At 69.7% G+C, this 17,415-nt stretch carries 18 protein-coding genes; 4 read left to right on the top strand and 14 right to left on the bottom strand.

Going from position 1 to position 17,415, the window contains the following annotated elements; translation table 11 throughout:
- The first annotated feature begins 9 nt into the window (after nt 1–9).
- Complete coding sequence (locus CK240_RS09860; protein ID WP_095640295.1) at nt 10–609, top strand: flavin reductase family protein; 600 nt, start codon at nt 10–12, stop codon at nt 607–609.
- On the top strand, nt 606–1,145 hold the full coding sequence (locus CK240_RS09855) for an adenine phosphoribosyltransferase (protein WP_095640174.1): 540 nt from the start codon (nt 606–608) through the stop codon (nt 1,143–1,145). Before CK240_RS09860 ends, CK240_RS09855 begins: the two co-directional genes overlap by 4 nt.
- Here CK240_RS09855 and CK240_RS09850 read toward each other — a convergent pair.
- From CK240_RS09850 to coxB, 11 genes are all read right to left on the bottom strand, one after another.
- On the bottom strand, nt 1,115–1,567 hold the full coding sequence (locus tag CK240_RS09850) for a PACE efflux transporter (protein WP_095640173.1): 453 nt from the start codon (nt 1,565–1,567) through the stop codon (nt 1,115–1,117). The genes CK240_RS09855 and CK240_RS09850 overlap by 31 nt on opposite strands.
- A gap of 98 nt (nt 1,568–1,665) precedes the next feature.
- Entirely contained in the window at nt 1,666–3,060 is a 1,395-nt protein-coding gene (locus CK240_RS09845; RefSeq protein WP_095640172.1) for an FAD-binding oxidoreductase, read from the bottom strand.
- Between the two features lie 67 nt (nt 3,061–3,127).
- Nucleotides 3,128–3,709, bottom strand: coding sequence for a GNAT family N-acetyltransferase (locus CK240_RS09840; RefSeq protein WP_167650011.1), 582 nt, complete (start codon nt 3,707–3,709; stop codon nt 3,128–3,130).
- A complete protein-coding gene (locus CK240_RS09835) occupies nt 3,709–4,974 on the bottom strand; it encodes a M16 family metallopeptidase (protein WP_095640170.1) in 1,266 nt (421 codons plus the stop codon). Before CK240_RS09835 ends, CK240_RS09840 begins: the two co-directional genes overlap by 1 nt.
- Nucleotides 4,971–6,359 carry a threonine synthase gene (gene thrC, locus CK240_RS09830; RefSeq protein WP_095640169.1) on the bottom strand — a complete coding sequence of 463 codons (1,389 nt, stop codon included), beginning with the start codon at nt 6,357–6,359 and terminating at the stop codon, nt 4,971–4,973. Before thrC ends, CK240_RS09835 begins: the two co-directional genes overlap by 4 nt.
- Before the next feature lie 10 nt (nt 6,360–6,369).
- Nucleotides 6,370–7,044, bottom strand: a complete 675-nt coding sequence (locus tag CK240_RS09825; protein WP_167650010.1) for an SURF1 family protein — start codon at nt 7,042–7,044, stop codon at nt 6,370–6,372.
- Nucleotides 7,045–7,143: 99 nt separating this feature from the next.
- Nucleotides 7,144–7,962 (bottom strand): cytochrome c oxidase subunit 3, encoded by an 819-nt coding sequence (locus tag CK240_RS09820; RefSeq protein ID WP_095640168.1) that lies wholly within the window; start codon nt 7,960–7,962, stop codon nt 7,144–7,146.
- Between the two features lie 33 nt (nt 7,963–7,995).
- Nucleotides 7,996–8,580, bottom strand: coding sequence for a cytochrome c oxidase assembly protein (locus CK240_RS09815; protein ID WP_095640167.1), 585 nt, complete (start codon nt 8,578–8,580; stop codon nt 7,996–7,998).
- Nucleotides 8,577–8,843: a hypothetical protein gene (locus tag CK240_RS09810; protein WP_095640293.1), complete on the bottom strand. Its 267-nt coding sequence runs from the start codon at nt 8,841–8,843 to the stop codon at nt 8,577–8,579. The genes CK240_RS09815 and CK240_RS09810 overlap by 4 nt, the downstream gene beginning before the upstream one ends.
- Entirely contained in the window at nt 8,843–9,781 is a 939-nt protein-coding gene (cyoE, locus tag CK240_RS09805) for a heme o synthase (RefSeq protein WP_420818619.1), read from the bottom strand. Before cyoE ends, CK240_RS09810 begins: the two co-directional genes overlap by 1 nt.
- An 8-nt stretch (nt 9,782–9,789) precedes the next feature.
- Nucleotides 9,790–10,692 carry a cytochrome c oxidase subunit II gene (coxB, locus tag CK240_RS09800; RefSeq protein ID WP_240517366.1) on the bottom strand — a complete coding sequence of 301 codons (903 nt, stop codon included), beginning with the start codon at nt 10,690–10,692 and terminating at the stop codon, nt 9,790–9,792.
- A gap of 166 nt (nt 10,693–10,858) precedes the next feature.
- Here coxB and tldD point away from each other — a divergent pair, with 166 nt between their 5' ends.
- Nucleotides 10,859–12,277: a metalloprotease TldD gene (gene tldD, locus CK240_RS09795; protein WP_095640166.1), complete on the top strand. Its 1,419-nt coding sequence runs from the start codon at nt 10,859–10,861 to the stop codon at nt 12,275–12,277.
- Nucleotides 12,278–12,330: 53 nt separating this feature from the next.
- Nucleotides 12,331–13,689 (top strand): DNA-processing protein DprA, encoded by a 1,359-nt coding sequence (gene dprA, locus CK240_RS09790; RefSeq protein ID WP_095640165.1) that lies wholly within the window; start codon nt 12,331–12,333, stop codon nt 13,687–13,689.
- Nucleotides 13,690–14,361: 672 nt separating this feature from the next.
- Here dprA and CK240_RS09785 read toward each other — a convergent pair.
- The 3 genes from CK240_RS09785 to tatC form a co-directional block, all read right to left on the bottom strand.
- Nucleotides 14,362–15,489 carry a FliM/FliN family flagellar motor switch protein gene (locus CK240_RS09785; protein WP_167650009.1) on the bottom strand — a complete coding sequence of 376 codons (1,128 nt, stop codon included), beginning with the start codon at nt 15,487–15,489 and terminating at the stop codon, nt 14,362–14,364.
- 117 nt (nt 15,490–15,606) lie between these two features.
- Nucleotides 15,607–16,449 carry an ATP-binding protein gene (locus tag CK240_RS09780; RefSeq protein WP_095640163.1) on the bottom strand — a complete coding sequence of 281 codons (843 nt, stop codon included), beginning with the start codon at nt 16,447–16,449 and terminating at the stop codon, nt 15,607–15,609.
- Nucleotides 16,439–17,287 (bottom strand): twin-arginine translocase subunit TatC, encoded by an 849-nt coding sequence (tatC, locus tag CK240_RS09775; protein ID WP_095640162.1) that lies wholly within the window; start codon nt 17,285–17,287, stop codon nt 16,439–16,441. Before tatC ends, CK240_RS09780 begins: the two co-directional genes overlap by 11 nt.
- Between the last annotated feature and the right edge of the window lie 128 nt (nt 17,288–17,415).

Below are 17,415 nucleotides of genomic sequence, written 5' to 3'. Positions count from 1 at the left end.
TCCCGCCCCATGTTCTATCGTCCCGAAGCGGGCCACGGCCTGCCGCACAATCCCTGGAACGCCATCGTGGCGCCCCGGCCCATCGGCTGGATTTCCACGCGCGGGCACCAGGGCGACAACCTTGCCCCTTATTCCTTCTTCAACGCCACGGCCTACGTTCCGCCGCAGGTGATGTTCGCCTCGACCGGGGCCAAGAAGGACCGGCCGAACACCAAGGACACCGTGGCGCAGATCGCCGAAACCCGCGTCTTCTGCGTCAACATCGCGGACGGGGCGCTGAAGGAGGCGATGAACGCTTCCTCGGCCCCGCTTGCGGCGGGCACCAGCGAGTTCACCGCAGCGGGCCTGACCGCCCTGCCCTGCGAGACGATCGACTGCGCCCGCGTGGCGGAGGCGGCGGCCAGCCTGGAATGCCGGGCCACGCGGATCATCCGCCTGGCGGGCGAATCGAACCACATGGTGCTGGGCGTCGTCACCGGCATCCACCTGCGCGACGACTGCGTGGTGGACGGCCGCTTCGACCTGTCACGCAACGGCTGGCTGGCACGGATGGGCTATCGCGATTATGCGATCGTCACCGAATTGTTCGAGATGGAGCGCCCGGCATGAACCGGCAGAAAAGCGTCAAGGATTACATCCGCACCATCGTGGATTTCCCGCACGAGGGGATCCTGTTCCGCGACGTGACCACGCTGTTCGCGGACGCGCGCGGCTTCCGCATCTGCGTGGACCAGTTGCTGTCGCCTTATGCCGGCATTCCCATCGACAAGGTCGTGGGGCTGGAAGCGCGCGGCTTCATCCTGGGCGGCGCGGTGGCGCACCAGCTGACCACCGGCTTTGTCCCGATCCGCAAGAAGGGCAAGCTGCCCGGCGCCGTCATCAGCCAGGCCTATGCCCTGGAATACGGCGAGGCCGTGATGGAAATCCACGACGACGCCATCCGCCCGGGCGAGCGCGTGCTGATCGTGGACGACCTGCTGGCCACGGGCGGGACCGCCAGCGCCGCCATCGAGCTTTGCCGCCGCCTTGGCGCCGAGGTCGTCGGCGCGGCCTTCGTCATCGACCTGCCGGAACTCGGCGGACGGCAGGTGATCGAGGCGCTGGGCGTCGAGGTTCACGCCCTTTGCGAGTTCGACGGGGTGTAAGCCTCCCGCGCCTCGGGCATGGGGAACACCCGGTCATAGACCCAGTTATAGGCGTAGCCATAGACGATGTAGAAGACCGCGATGGCAAGGTCGAACAGGAAGGCCTGCCACAGCGACACGCCCAGCATCCAGGCGACAAAGGGCAGCAGCAGGACCAGCAGCCCGCCCTCGAACAGCAGAGCGTGCAGGGCGCGCAGGGGGTGGGTCTTGAGGACGCTGCCCCGCAGCCGCAGCATCGCCCGGTCGAAACCCAGGTTGTAGACATAGTTCCAGGCGGTCGCGACCAGCGAGGAGACCACGCCGATGACGCCCAGGGAATGGGCGTCGAAGCCGGTCAGGATCGGGCCGCCGCCGATCATCAGGACAAGGCCGACCAGTTCGAACACGATGGCGTGGCGGATGCGGTCAAGGGTCGTGCGCATGGGAAACGGTTCCTTTGCGGGCCGTCCCGAATGCTGCCCATGACGGGGAAGGTCGTCCTTCGCCGCCCGATATAGGCCGGGCGGCGACGGGGTTCAACTCAGGCGAGGATCGCGCCGGGGTTCATGATCCCCTGCGGGTCCAGCGCCGCCTTGATCGCCCGCATGGCCGACAGCTTCACCGGGTCGCCCCAGCGTTCGAGGTCCGCGACCTTGAGCCGTCCCACCCCATGCTCGGCCGAGAAGGAGCCGCCGCGTTCCACCACCATCCCGTAGATCGCCTCGGGCAGCCTGAACCGAAGGTCGGCGTAATCCGCACGCGAGCGGCCTGCGCCGGGGAAGACGTTGTAATGCAGGTTGCCGTCGCCCAGGTGGCCGAAGCAGTTGATCCGCATGTCGCCCATGCCCGCGATCATCGCGCCCGCGTCCTCGATGAAGCGCGGGATTTCGGACAGGGGCAGGCTGATGTCATGCGAGGAGATCGCGCCGATGCGCCGGTTCGCCTCGGGCAGGTGCTCGCGCAGGTTCCAGAACTCGGCGGCCTGCTGGCCCGACTGGGCGATGGCGCCGTCCAGCACGAGGCCCTCCTCCATCGCCTGTCCCAGCAGGTCCTCGACCGCCGCGTCCGGGTCGATCCCCTTCGGCAGCGACAGCTCCAGCAGAACCGACCAGGGCGCCCCGGGCAAAGGCTGGCGGATTTCCGGCAGCGTTTCGGCGACAAAGGCAAGGCCCTGCCCCGAGATGAGCTCGAAGGTCGTGACGCAGCCCGCCATCATGCCCTGCGCCAGCGACAGCAGTTGCAGCGCCGCCTGCGGGTCCGGCACGGCCAGCATCGCCGTCGCCACCGCCGCCGGGCGGGGCGCGAGCTTCAGCGTGGCCGCCGTGATGATCCCCAGCGTGCCCTCGGCCCCGATCATGAGATCGCGGATGGAATAGCCGGTGTTGTCCTTCCGCAGCCGCTTGAGGTCGCGCAGGATCGACCCGTCGGGCATCACCGCCTCGATCCCCAGGCAGAGCGCGCGGGCATTGCCCCAGCGCAGCACGCCCGTGCCGCCGGCGTTCGCCGCCAGCACGCCGCCGATCTGGGCCGTGCCCTGGCTTGCCAGCGACAGCGGGAACTGGCGGTCCACGGCGGCGGCGGCGTCCTGCACCTGCTGCAGGGTGACGCCGGCTTCGGCCACCAGCGCATCCTCGTCGGGCCAGACGTTGCGGATGGCCGTCATGCGTTCCATGGACAGGACCAGCGGCGCGGGCCCTTCCGGCATGACCGATCCCGCGACCAGACCGGTCCCGCCCCCCCGCGGCAGCACCGCCACCCGCGCCTCGGCGCAGGCACGCACGACCGCCGCCACTTCCTCGACGTTGCGCGGCACCGCCAGCAGCCCGCCCTGCCCCGCGAAATAGCCGCGCGGCTCGTCCAGGTGCCGCGGCTCGAGCGGACGGACGACGCCCTCGGGCAGCGCCGCGATCAGCCGGTCATCGGCGGGGTTCAGCATGCAGTTCTCCTTTGCCCAAATATCCCGGGGGAGCCACTCGCCAGAGTGGCGGGAGCAGCGCCCCCTTCTAGCCCGCCTCGGTCCGCCCGCGCCGGTCGGCGCGCAGGATCGAATAAAGCACGTGGTTGCGCCAGCGTCCGTTGATCTGCAGGTAGGACTGCGCAACGCCCTCGTACTTGAAACCGCAGCTTTCCAGCGCGCCCCGGCTGGCCACGTTCTCGGGCAGGCAGGCGGCCTCGATCCGGGACAGGTCCATCAGGCCGAAGGCATGACTCACCACCGCCCCGATCGCCTCGCGCATGTAGCCCTGCCGGGCAAAGGGCGCGCCGACCCAGTAGCCGAGCGTTCCCATCTGCGCCGGGCCGCGCCGGATGCCGTCCAGCGTGATCGCCCCCAGCAGCACGCCGTCCTGACGCACCAGGAACAGCGGCAGAGAGGTGCCGCTGCGGCTTGCCCGCGCGGCCCAGTAGACACGGTTGGTGAAGGCGCGGCGCGACAGGTGGTCGGCATGCCAGACCGGTTCCCAGGGCGTCAGGAACTCGCGGCTTTCCGCACGCAGGCTTGTCCAGGCGGCAAAGTCGCCATGCGCGGGCAGGCGCAGCACCATGCGCTCGGTTTCCAGCCGGGGCGCATGGCGGCGCAGGAACATCAGGCGGCGAGCCGTTCGGCCAGCGCCTCGCGCAGCGGCGCCTTGCGGACGGGACCGTAAAGCGCCAGCGCCGGCTGCGCCCGCGCGATCATGCGCTGCGCGTGGTCGCGCACGTCGCCGGCCGTCACCGCGTCGATGCGCCGCGCAACCTCTTCGGCATCCGGCACCCGGCCCCAGATCGACAACGCCCGGGCGATGCGTTCCGCCTGCCCCGAGGGGCTTTCCAGCCCCATCAGCAGACCGGCCTTCAGCTGCGCCTTGGCGCGCGCAACCTCGGCCTCGCCCAGATCCTCGGCCGAGCGGCGGATCTCGTCGATGGTCAGGTGCGCGAGGTCCGCGACCTGGTCGCCCGAGGTGCCCGCATAGATCGTCACCATGCCGGTGTCGTCATGAAAGCCCGACTGCGCGAAGATGGAATAGCAGAGCCCCCGTTCCTCGCGGATCTTCTGGAACAGGCGCGAGGACATGCCGCCCCCCAGCGCGCTGGTCCAGATCTGCGCGGCATAGAAGTCGGGGTCCAGGTAGCCCGGCCCCTCGAAGGCCAGCGCGAAATGCGCCTGTTCCAGCTTCTTGACGCGACGGGCCTCGGTACCCTGCCAGACGGCGGCCTCCCGCGCGACGCCCAGAAGCGGCGTGAGGTGGCCGAAGTTCTCCTCGGCCTGCCGCACCAGCGCGTCGTGATCGACGGCGCCGGCGGCGGCCACGATCATCTGGCCGGGGCCGTAATGCTCGCCCACGAAGCCCGCGAGATCCTCGCGCGAGAAACCCGAGACGCGTTCGGCGGGACCGAGGATCGTGCGCCCGATCGGCTGGCCCGGATAGGCCGCTTCCTGCAGCCAGTCGAAGATCACGTCGTCGGGGGTGTCGAGGCTCTGGCCGATCTCGGACAGGATCACGCCGCGCTCGACCTCGATCTCGCGCGGGTCGAAGGCCGGGTTCAGGACGATGTCGCCGATCACGTCCAGCGCCAGCTCCACGTCGCCCGACAGGACGCGCGCGTAATAGGCCGTCACGTCGCGCGAGGTATAGGCGTTGATGTAGCCGCCCACGTCCTCGATGGCTTCCGCGATCTGCAGGGCGGACCGGCGCGCGGTGCCCTTGAAGGCCATGTGTTCCAGGAAATGCGCGATGCCGTTCTGTTCGGCGCGTTCGTCGCGCCCGCCGGCATTGACCCAGATGCCGACGCTGGCGGAATGCAGTCCCGGCATCAGCCGCGTGGCGACCCGCAGGCCATTGGGAAGAGTCGTGATCTGGACGTCGTTCAAGCCATTCTCCGTTCAAGGATCAGGGACTTAAGCGCCTCGTTGTCGTTTTCAACCCGGGTCACCCGTTCGGGCAGGTCGAACAGCCGGGCCATGTGGGGCGGCAAGGGCGGGCGGATGCCGATGGCCTGTTCCACCGCGTCGGGGAACTTGGCGGGATGGGCGGTGGCCAGCGTGATCATGGGGACACCCGCCTTGCGATACTCGTCCGCGACCTTGATGCCGACGGCGGTATGGGGGCAGACGACCTCGCCCGTCTCGGCGCGGACGCGGGCGATGGTCGCCAGCGTCTCGGGTTCTGACACCCGGCCCGAGTCGTAGATTTCGCGCAGGTGCTGCAGCGCACCTTGGGGGATGCTGAAGGAACCGCCCTTCAGTTCCTGCATCAGCTGCGCGACGGCCGCGCCATCGCCGTCCAGCGCGTGGAACAGCGCACGCTCGAAGTTGGAGCTGACCTGGATGTCCATGGACGGCGAGACGGACGGCTCGACCCGGCCGACCTCGTAGCTGCCGGTCCGCATGGCGCGGTCGAGGATGTCGTTCTGGTTCGTGGCGATCACCAGCCGGTCCACCGGCAGGCCCATGGCGCGGGCGATGGTGCCCGCGAAGATGTCGCCGAAGTTGCCGGTCGGCACGGTGAAGCTGACCGGGCGGTGGGGCGCCCCCAGCGACACGGCGCTTGTGAAGTAATAGACCACCTGCGCCAGCACCCGCGCCCAGTTGATCGAGTTCACCCCGGCCAGCCCCACGCCATCGCGGAAGCCGTGGTCGTTGAACAGGTCCTTCAGCCGCGCCTGCGCGTCGTCGAAGGTGCCGTCGATGGCGAGGGCATGGACGTTGGCGTCGTCGGGCGTCGTCATCTGCCGCCGCTGCACCTCGCTGACCCGGCCGTGCGGGTAGAGGATGAAGACATCGACGTTCGGCAGGCCGCGGAAGGCCTCGATCGCGGCCGAGCCGGTATCGCCCGAGGTCGCGCCGACGATGGTGACGCGGCGGCCCTCGCGGGCCAGCGCCACCTGGAACAGCTGGCCGATCAGCTGCATGGCGAAGTCCTTGAAGGCCAGCGTCGGCCCGTGGAACAGTTCCAGCAGGTGATGGCCCGGCGCGAGCTGCACCAGCGGCGCGCGCGCGGCATGGCCGAAGCCCTGGTAGGCACGGCGGATGGCCTGGCGCAGTTCGTTTTCGGAAAAGCTTTCCGCCACGAAGGGCTGCATGACCCGGAAGGCGGCCTCCTCGTAGGACTGCCCTTCCAGCGCCGCGATGGCGCCCGCATCCATCTGCGGGATCGCTTCGGGGACATACAGGCCGCCGTCGCGGGCGAGCCCGGTCATCATCGCCTCGGCAAAGGGCAGCACGGGCGCCTGCCCGCGGGTCGAGATATAGCGCATCGTCTTCCCTTCAGTCGGTTTGCCGCCGGATACGCCACGCCAGCGCCATTGTCATCCCGAAGCAGATCAGCGCGAAGGTGAACCACTGCACCGCATAGGACAGGTGGTTGTTCGGGATGCCGCCGATGTCCAGCGGCATCGGCATCACACCCTGCGCGTCGCCCTGAACGGCGCTGGCGACGACCAGCACGGGTTCGGTGCCCAGATGCTCGGCCATGCGCGGCACCTCGCGGGCGAACCAGATCCCGGCCTTCAGGTCCGGCTCGGGGGTCGAGCGGCCCTTCTCGTCGGGCCAGTGCAGGTTGCCCGTGACCGTCAGCGCCACGGAAGGGCGGGCCGCGTGGCGGTCGTCCTGCGGGATGAAGCCCCGGTCCACCATGATCCGGCGGCCGTCATCGGTCTGGAAGGCCGATATGACATTGTAGCCGCCGCCCAGTTCGCGCGTGCCGGACAGGACCAGGATCTCCTCTCCGGTGGTGCGGCCCGGGACGATGACGGGCAGGTAGCGCATTGAGGGATCGATGGCAGGCGGCAGGGGACCGGGAGGCTGCTCGATCCCGCGCTGGATGGCGGCAAGCTGCTGGGCCTTCCACTCCATCCGGTGCAGCTGCCAGACGCCGAGGGACGCCAGCACGGCGGTCAGGGCAAGGCCGGGGATCAGCAGGACAAGCAGGCGGCGCAGCATGGGCAGGTGCCTTGAGGGGGCGGCAACGGGGCGGAAGGCCCTGAAACGGCGAAAGCGCGCGGGGACGGGCCCGCGCGCCTCGGGGATCGGATGCGGGGATCAGCGGCCCCAGACGTAGATGGCGGCGAAGAGAAACAGCCAGACCACGTCCACGAAGTGCCAGTACCAGGCGGCCGCCTCGAAGCCGATGTGCTGGCGGTCGTTCATCTCGCCCCGCATGAAGCGGATCAGGCAGACCAGCAGGAAGATCGTCCCGATGATGACATGGACGCCGTGGAAGCCGGTCGCCATGAAGAAGACGCCGCCATAGACGGTGTCCGACAGGCCGAAGGCCGCGTGGCTGTATTCATAGGCCTGCAGGAAGGTGAAGGCGACGCCCAGGATCACCGCCACGGCCAGCCCGCGGATCACCGTCTTGCGGTCGTTGTCATGCACCAGCGCATGGTGCGCCCAGGTGACGGCGCAGCCCGACAGCAGCAGGATCAGCGTGTTGATGAAGGGCAGGTGCCAGGGATCGAAGGTTTGGATCCCTTCGGGCGGCCAGACTCCGTCCACGATCGGGCTCATCTCGCCCATCGGGTAGAGCGCGTTCTTGAAGAAGGCCCAGAACCAGGCGGCGAAGAACATCACCTCCGAGATGATGAACAGGATCACGCCGTAGCGAAGGCCGATCTGGACCACGGGCGTATGGTCGCCGCTGTTGCCCTCGTGCGTGACGTCGGACCACCAGCCCCACATGGTGTAGGCCACCATCAGCGCCCCGACGGCGAACATCGCCCAGGAGGGCAGCCCCAGGACGCCCATGCCCTTCATCCAGAAGACCGCGCCCATCAGCATGATGAATGCGCCGATCGCGCCCAGGAACGGCCACAGCGAGGGCGGCAGGATGTGATAATCGTGGTTCTTGGCGTGGGCCATGTCGCGGGCTCTCTCTGGGGTCGTCGTGGGCGTTCAGTTTAGGGCGGTCGCCGGGGCTGCGTCCACCTCGGCGCTGGCCGATTTCTGCGCGTCCTGGCGGAAGAAGGTGTAGCTGAGCGTGATGTCGCGGATATGCCCCGCGTCGCGGTCGTCCACCATGTCGGGGCTGACGAAGAAGGTCAGCGGCATCTCGATCCGTTCGCCGGGGGCCAGCGTCTGCTCGGTGAAGCAGAAGCACTCGATCTTCTCGAAGAAATAGCCCGCGTCGTCGGGGGCGACGTTGTAGGTCGCGCTGCCGGTCACGGTCTGGTCCGAGGTGTTGACCGCCTCGTAATAGGCCATCGCGGTCTCGCCCAGGCGGACGGTCATCTCGGTCTGCATGGGACGGAAGGTCCAGCCCAGGTCCGGCATGACGTTGGCGTCGAAGCGGACCCGCACGGTGCGGTCCAGCACGCGGTCAGCGCCCTGGGAGGCGACCTGCGTGGTGCCGGCGAAGCCCGTCACCTGGCAGAACCAGGAATAGAAGGGCACCGCCGCCCAGGACAGCGCGCCCATGGTGACGACCACGGCCAGCAGCCGCCAGACCAGCCGCCTGTTCGCGTCAGGCCGCGCGGTCATGGCCGCACCGGCGCGGGTTGCGCGTTGGGCAGGGCCGCGCCGGGCGTGCCGGGTGCGGCCACCGGGTTCGCCGCCGGCCCGGGCAGCGCCGAGGGCGCCGGGGTCTGCGGGCGGTGATCGAATGCCTGCATCGTGTCACCCTGCCGGATCTTCACCACCGACAGGATGAAGACCAGCGCCACGAACAGGGCCAGCACGATGCCCAGCCCGATGTTACGGCCGCTGCGACGGCGGTGCAGTTCATGTTCGGCCTGCAGTCCCATCACCATGTCCCCAGCGTGGCCTGGACCGCCAGCGCCGCGAAATGCAGCGCCAGGTAGTACAGCGACAGGCGGAAGAAGCCCTTCTCGGCGCGATAGCCGTCGGCCTGCGCCTGTTCCTCGGTGCGGCGCAGGATCTGCCAGCCGCCGCGGATGAACAGCGCGTTCAGCACCAGCGCGACCGCCATGTAGACCGGCCCGCCGACCGACGTGAGGCCGATCGCCACCGCGAACGGGGCCAGCACCAGCGTATAGCCGAAGACGTGGCGGCGCGTGGCTTCGCGGCCGTGCGTGACCGTCAGCATGGGCACGCCGGCGTTGTGGTAATCCTCCTTCATGAACAGCGCCAGCGCCCAGAAATGGGGCGGGGTCCAGAAGAAGATCAGCGCGAACATCAGCAGCGGCTCGATCGAAAGGCCGCCGGTGGCGCAGGCCCAGCCGATCATGGGCGGGAAGGCGCCCGCCGCGCCGCCGATCACGATGTTCTGCGGTGTCGAGCGCTTGAGGAAGACCGTGTAGATGACCGCGTAGAAGAAGATCGTGAAGGCAAGGAAGCCGGCCGCGAACCAGTTGGCCGCAAGCCCCAGCATCAGCACGGACAGGCCCGACAGGAACAGCCCGACGCCCAGCGCCTCCTCGGCCGAAACGCGGCCCGCGGGAACGGGGCGCTTGCGGGTCCGGTTCATCACGGCGTCGATGTCGGCGTCGTACCACATGTTCAGCGCGCCCGAGGCGCCCCCGCCCAGCGCGATGAACAGCACCGACGCAAAGGCCACGACCGGGTTCACCGACACGGGGGCCACATACAGCCCGACAAAGGCCGTGAAGACGACCAGCGACATCACGCGCGGCTTCAGCAGCGCGACATAGTCGCCGAACTCGCCCTCGCCCCCGGCCGCGATGCGGGGGGACGCGGACTCATATGCGCGGATGTCGCTCACCGGCCTGATCAGTTCGCCTGGGCCAGCCGCACGGGCGCGGCGGGCAGGTGGGACGAGGCGTCGGCCGACATGGTCGTCTTCGCCTCGGCCAGCCAGGCGTCATACTTCTCCTGGCTGACGGCCTTCACGACGATCGGCATGTAGGCGTGGTTGATGCCGCAAAGCTCCGAGCACTGGCCGAAGTAGACGCCTTCCTTGTCCACCTCGAACCACAGCTGCGCGATCCGGCCGGGCACGGCGTCCTGCTTCACCGCAAAGGCAGGCATCGCCCAGGAGTGGATCACGTCGGTGGCCGTCACCTGCATCAGCACCGTCGCGCCGACCGGGACCACGATGGGATTGTCGGTGGCCAGCAGATACTCGTCCTCGGTGTAGCCGTAGTCGCCCAGTTCCTCGCGCGCCAGCATCAGCGCATCGAAGGCGATGGCGTCGTTGGGATATTCGTAGGACCAGTACCACTGGTGGCCGATCGCCTTGATGACCAGGTCCGGGTCGGACGGCATTTCCTGCGACCGGAACAGCGCCGGCAGCGAGAAGATGCCGATGGTCAGCAGGATCAGGACAGGCCCCACCGTCCACAGCACCTCGACCGGGGTGTTGTGGGTGAAGCGCGCGGGCACCGGGTTGGCGCGGCGGTTGAAGCGGACGATGCACCACAGGATCAGCAGGCAGACAACGATCGTGATGCCGGTGATGATCCACAGCACGAAGCGGTCCAGCCACTGCTGGTCATGCGCCAGCGAGCTGGACGCGGGCTGGAACCCGATCGCGCCGGGCTGCGGCTTGCCAATGATCGGCAGATCGCCCAGCACGTCCTGCGCCATCGCCGTGCCCGTCATCGCCAGGTTCGCCGCGAGGAGGCCCGCCGCCATCAGCCCTGCCGTCACGCGGCCCCTTGCCCAGTTCGCCATTCGTCGATTCCCGTTCTGTCCTGCGTCTCGACAGGGTCCGGTCGGGCCGGCCGCGGACGGCGCCCTTCTCCCCATCGCGTCATCTTGTCACAACCACATCTGACGCCACCCGACAAGCCATTGCTATCGACTTGTCCCCAAAAAACCCCTACCTCCGGTGGCAATCATGAGTGATCGCTTCGACCCCTTCGCCGACCTGATCGACCCCGACCGGGCCCTTGCCATCCTGCGCGAGGCGACGCTCGGCGCCGAGGATGGCGAGCTGTTCCTGGAACGCGCCCGCGGCGAAAGCCTGGTCTTCGACGACGGGCGGCTGCGCAGCGCGGGCTACAACGCCTCTCAGGGCTTCGGCCTGCGCGCCGTGCGCGGCGAGGTCACGGGATACGCCCATTCCACCGACATCACCGAAGCCGCGCTGCGCGACGCGGCCTCCATGGCGCGGCTGGCCGTGGGCACCGGCGGCGGCGTGCTGGCGCCAGCCCCGGCCGGGCCGGGGCCGCGGCTTTACACCGACGCGGACCCCGTGGGCGGGATCGAGTTCGGCGCCCGCATCGCCACCCTGCGCGACATCGACGCCTTCGCCCGCGACCTCGACCCGCGCGTGGTGCAGGTGACGGCCTCGCTCGCCTCCTCGCTGCAGGAGGTCGTGATCCTGCGGCCCGAGGGAGGCATCGTGTCCGACATCCGCCCCATGGCGCGGCTGAACGTGTCGGTGATCGTGGAATCGAACGCGCGCCGCGAAACCGGCACGGCGGGCGGCGGCGGGCGATTCGGCCTGTCCGCGCTGATGGAGCCCGCGCATTGGCAGGGTCTGGTGCGCGAGGCTCTGCGGATCGCGCAGGTCAACCTGCGGTCCGTCCCCGCGCCCGCGGGCGTCATGGACGTGGTGCTGGGACCGGGCTGGCCCGGCATCCTGCTGCACGAGGCGGTGGGCCACGGGCTGGAAGGCGACTTCAACCGCAAGAAGGCTTCGGCCTTCTCGGGCCTGATGGGCCAGCGCATCGCCGCGCCCGGCGTGACGGTGGTGGACGACGGCACCCTGCCCGACCGGCGCGGCTCGATCACCGTGGACGACGAGGGCACGCCACCCCAGCGCAACGTGCTGATCGAGGACGGCATCCTGGTGGGCTATCTTCAGGACCGGCAGAACGCCCGGCTGATGGGGGTCGCGCCCACGGGCAACGGGCGGCGGGAAAGCCACGCGCACGCGCCCATGCCGCGCATGACCAACACCATGATGGACCCCGGCACCGACGATCCGGCCGCCATCCTGTCGGGCCTCGCGGACGGCATCTATGCCGTGGGCTTCGGCGGGGGCCAGGTGGACATCACCAACGGCAAGTTCGTCTTTTCCTGCACCGAGGCCTACCGCGTGAAGAACGGCGAGGTCGGAGAGCCGATTCGCGGCGCCACCCTGATCGGTGACGGCGCCACCGCGCTGCGCCAGATCCGGGCCGTGGGCAACGACCTCGCGCTGGACCCCGGCGTCGGCAACTGCGGCAAGCAGGGGCAGTGGGTGCCGGTGGGCGTGGGCCAGCCCACGCTGCTGATCGGCGGGCTCACGGTCGGCGGCTCGGCGGCCTGACCGGGCCGCGCTAACGGAATCTTAACCAATCCCGTGCGAGACCGTCCCTGCGGATGAGGCAGGGACCGGCTTTGCAGGCGCGATCGTTTTCTCTCGTTACCCCCGAAGCCCCACCCACCCCGAGGGAAGATGACCTTGCGGTCCTTCGCCTCATCCGCTCGCGCCGCGTGGGACCGGCGACCTTTCACCGCCTTCTGGCCGAACACGGCAGCGCGGCCGCCGCGCTCGAGGCCCTGCCCGGCATCGCCGCCGAGGCGGGGATCGAGGGCTACGCACCCTGCCCCCCCGGCGTTGCCCAAGCCGAACTCGCCGCCGGAGCGCGAGCCAAGGCGCGGCTGATCCGATTCGACGACCCGGCCTATCCGCCCCTTCTGGCGACCGTCGCTGATGCGCCGCCGGTGCTGTGGATGCGCGGCCGGGTCGAGGCGCTGGAACGCCCTGCGATCGCGGTGATCGGGGCGCGCAACGCCTCTTCGCTGGGGCTGCGCATGGCGCGGGGACTTGCGCGCGGCCTTGCCGAGGCGGGGCTGACCGTGACGGCAGGCCTCGCGCGCGGCATCGACACCGCCGCGCATGAGGCAAGCTGCGACGCGGGCACCGTGGCCGTCATGGCGGGGGGCATCGACGTCATCTACCCGGCCGAGAACCGCGCCCTGGCCGATCGCATCGCCGAGACCGGCTGCCTGCTGACCGAGCAGCCGCCGGGCGTCGAGCCGGTCGCCCGCCACTTTCCCGCCCGCAACCGCATCGTCTCGGGCCTGTCGGCGGGCGTGGTGGTGATCGAGGCCGCCCACCGCTCGGGCAGCCTCATCACCGCACGCTGCGGCGCCGATCAGGGACGCGAGATCATGGCGGTTCCTGGCCATCCGCTGGATGCCCGCGCCGCCGGCTGCAACGCGCTGATCCGTGACGGCGCGACGCTGGTGCGCAACGCCGAGGATGTCATCGCGGCGCTCGGGGAGAGCGGCGCGGTGACGCGGGCCGCCCGGGGGCAAGCGCCGGAAGGGCAGCGGATTGGAGTTGATTCCGGCGTGCCCCGCTCGGGTGCCGCGGCGGTGGCGCGCCGGGAGGACGAAACCGGACCATCGGCCTCGCCTGATCCGGAGGGGAAAGCGTGCCCGGGGATCTCCGGCCCCTCTGCCACATCACCGGGGATGGAGGCAGGCCCGGCTCCTCGGCAATCGCTGCAGGACCCGAAGGCGCGCGGCGCACCGGCGCAGGCTCCGGGCGCAGACCTCGTCGAGCTGCGCCTCCGGCTGCTGGACCTGCTGGGTCCCTCGCCTGCCGAGGAAGACAGCGTCATCCGCGACCTCGGCGTCTCGCCCGCCCATCTCGCGCCTGCGCTTCTCGACCTCGAACTCGAGGGCCGCGTCATCCGCCTGCCCGGCGGCCGGATCGCCCTGGCGGGATAGAACAGGGATGCTGGCGGCCCGAGGGACCCGCAGCGTCCTGTCGGCAAGGTCTCTGGGGCGGCAGGCCGGCCCGCTTGCAGCAAGCCCGCGGGCGGCAGACGGCGCGGAAGGCGTGAGGGGGCCTTCGCAGCCTTGCCGGCGGGCATGGTGATCCCTGCCGTTCAAGGTTCTGTGGGGCCGGCGATGAGGCCCCTTCGGGCGGCAAGGAAGAAAGGCGCTTAGGGACGGTGTCCCGTTTCGTGCCCGGTATCCCCCCTCACGGGCCGATGCGGCTCTGGGTGCTTGTGCCTCTCTCAAGCCGGGACTTGCCATTTCAGGACCTCCCTGCTGCGTTCGGGCACCGTCGTGATCCACGGCGCCGGCCCGCATGCCCCGACCGGTTCATCCGGGTAGCTGCCGCAAAGGAGCATGCCGCGCGACAGGGAGAGGATGGGTTGCCCGTCCGCCCCCATTGTCCTGCGTTGCGGGTGGCGTTCGTGCGGTTGTTCGCAGGATTGACCGAAGGGCCCGGTCCCGACTTGACCGGCGCGCCCAGCCGCTGTCAGCGCGCTTCCACGGACGAGAGGCAGGGGAGGACCGGTCCTGCAGCAGAGCGGACCATGACAGCACCGACTCTCGGCTGAGCGCCCTGAGGCTTTCCCGGACGGCCGTCCTGGGTGCAGCCGCAGCAGCCTAGACGGCAAGCGCGGCCCCGGCCGCCTCCGGTCCGGCCGGCAGAGCCGATCGCGGCACGGACGGCACGGCCTCGCCATCCCGGAAGGCATCCGGGGTGCCCAGATCGGCAATGGGCGGCTCATGCGCCAGGGCCCGGACGGACGCCTGCTCGTGCTGGGTCCAGCCGCTCGCCGGGGCGGTCGCGCCTTCCGCGCCGCCGACCAGCCGCAGGGCGTGGCGGCCGGCGAATTCCCCCAGCTTGCCCCGGAACAGGACCTGCCCCCCGGTCGTTTCGAGCGTCGCGGCCGAAAGGAGGGCCGCCGGCAGGGCAATCGTGTCGCCCGGAGACAGGCTGCGCAGTTCACCCAGAGAGATCATGCGCCGGCCCAAGATCCCGACCAGATCGATGGGAACGGTTCTGACCGTCCCGGCCAGAGAGCCCGCCGGGCAGATTTCGCCGGCCGCTTCGGGCGGCGGCTCCTCGGGCTTGGGTTCAAGCAGAATGGCTCTTGTCTCGGCCTGCCGAACGGCCGTGGCGACCGGAAGCGCGATGACCATGCGCCCGTCGCGCTGCCCGGCGTTTCCCGCGCGCAGATGGACCGACAGCAGATGGAACGCCGTGTCCTCGAGCATCAGCCCAAGGGGGCGCGCGTCATCCAGGAAGCTGGCGTATCGGAAGCCGCGCAGGCCCTCGAACCCCGGCTGCGACGCAAGCTCGTCGCCCAGCTCGAACAGGCAGGCATTCACGAGATCGGCGCAGATCGCGCCGTCGGTCCGGGTGGGACGGCGCATCGGAAGGACACGGGAGGAGACGCGCCCGACCGCCTGCATCTCGATCACCGAGGCGAGCAGGCCGGGGCAGATCGCCACTGCGCCCAAGGCCTCGGCAGGCCCCTCGGCCACAAGGATCAGCGCAGGTTCGGGCAGACACTCGGCCAGTTCCGCAAGCCCGGCCTGGCGCACCTCGACGCGGTCGAAGAACAGCGGCAGGCCATGCACCCGCTCGGCCGCGCGGCCGAGCGCGCCGGAGATGATCCGTTCGGGCGGTCGGGGGACTGGCCTGCCGGGGGATGACTGCGGGGGATCCTCGGTCGCCCCGGTCGCGCGGCGGCGCGCGGCCAAGGCGGCAACGTGGCGTCGCAGCACTTGCCCGCCCCGAGCCGTCGCCTCCGTGCTGTCCGCTGCGCCCTGCATCGTTCGTCCGAATCGCCGTGGTTCCCTGCAACAACTGTCGCAGGCAAACCTTACCACCCGGTTAGCGGCCTAGAGGGCCAGCCCCCTGCGGCCCGCAAGATCGGTGAAGAACTGCCAGGCCACGCGGCCCGACCGCGACCCGCGCGTTGCCTGCCATTCGATCGCCTCGGCACGCAGCACCTCGGGCGCCACGTCCAGCCCGTAGGCCGCGCAGTAGCCCTGGATCATGGCAAGGTATTCGTCCTGCCCGCAGGGATGGAAGCCAAGCCAGAGCCCGAAGCGGTCGGACAGCGAGACCTTTTCCTCGACCGCCTCGCCCGGGTGGATGGCGGTCGCGCGCTCGTTGTCGATCATGTCGCGCGGCATCAGGTGGCGCCGGTTCGAGGTCGCATACAGCACGACGTTCGGCGGACGGCCCGAAAGCCCGCCGTCCAGAACGGCCTTCAGCGACTTGTACTGCGCGTCATCGCTGGAAAACGACAGGTCGTCGGCGAACAACAGGAAGCGGCGGTCGCTGTCGCCCAGGATCGCCAGCAGGCGCCCGACCGAATCGAGGTCGTCGCGGGCGATTTCCACCAGCACCAGCGGCAGTCCCCGGGCCACGGCCTCGGCATGGGCCGCCTTGACGAGGCTGGACTTGCCCATTCCCCGCGCGCCCCACAGCAGCGCGTTGTTGGCCGCGTGGCCCCGCGCGAATTGCAGCGTATTGGCCAGCAGCGTGTCGCGCGCGCGGTCTATGCCGACAAGCTGGTCCAGCGGCACGCGGGAAACGCGGCGCACGGGCTCCAGCCGGTCGGGGGCGGTGTGCCAGACATAGGCCTCGGCTTCCGTGAAGCTGGGTGCGGGGGCAGGCGGCGGCGACAGGCGGTCCAGCGCGTCGGCGATGCGCGTCAGCGCGGGATCAGTCGTCATCGACCCAGAGCCCTTCGGCGCGCAGCTGCGCCTCGCGCTTGGTTTCGATCCGCTTCACCAGTTGGATCGCGATCTCGTAAAGCGCGTAGATCACGGAAAACAGCACCAGCTGGCTGATGATGTCGGGGGGCGTCACCATGGCCGCCAGCACCAGGATCAGGATGATCGCATAACGGCGCATCGAGGCCAGCCCCGCCGCGGACACCAGCCCCGCCTTGCCCATCAGCGTCAGGGCCACCGGCAGCTGGAAGGACAGCCCGAACGCCAGGATGAACTTGGTGGTCAGCGACAGGTATTCGCTGATCGACCCCTGGAACACGATCCCCGCCATCTTGGGGTCGCTCGGGACCGGTTGGGCCGGGTCATCGGGCAGGGCAAGGGGCCCGCTCTGGAAACCGAGGAAGAAGTCGAAGGCCCAGGGGAGGATGATGAAATAGGCAAAGGCCGCGCCCAGGGCGAACATCACCGGCGAGGCGATGAGGAAGGGCAGGAAGGCCTGCTTTTCCGAGCGGTAGAGACCCGGCGCGATGAAGCGCCACAGCTGGTAGGCGATCACCGGAAAGGCGAGAATGAAGCCCCCGAACATGGCGATCTGCATGGCCAGGAAGAAACCTTCCTGCACCTTCAGCATGATCAGCCCGCATTCCTGCCCGCGCTTGGCCAGCGCCCCGCAGATGGGGTGGGTCAGGAAGTTGAAGACCGGCTGCCACACGAAATAGCACAGGATCGCGGCCACGACGAAGGCCAGCACCGACCAGATCAGGCGGGTGCGCAGTTCGGCCAGGTGCTCGATCAGCGGGGCCGAGCTGTCGTCGATCTCGTCAGGACGTTGGGCCAAGCCTCAGCTCCGGTCGGTGCGGCGAACCGCGTGCAGGCGGCGGGCGCCGGGCTGCGGCTCGGCCGAAGGCGCGCCGCCGGCCAGGGGTGCGGCACGTGCGGGCGTGGCGGCGACGGGTGCCGCCCGCC

Origin of the sequence: Paracoccus salipaludis, from assembly GCF_002287065.1 — a bacterium.
Classification (GTDB): Bacteria; Pseudomonadota; Alphaproteobacteria; order Rhodobacterales; family Rhodobacteraceae; genus Paracoccus; species Paracoccus salipaludis.
Note: the sequence above shows the minus strand (reverse complement) of the source record. Positions and strands in the feature narration are given on the sequence as shown.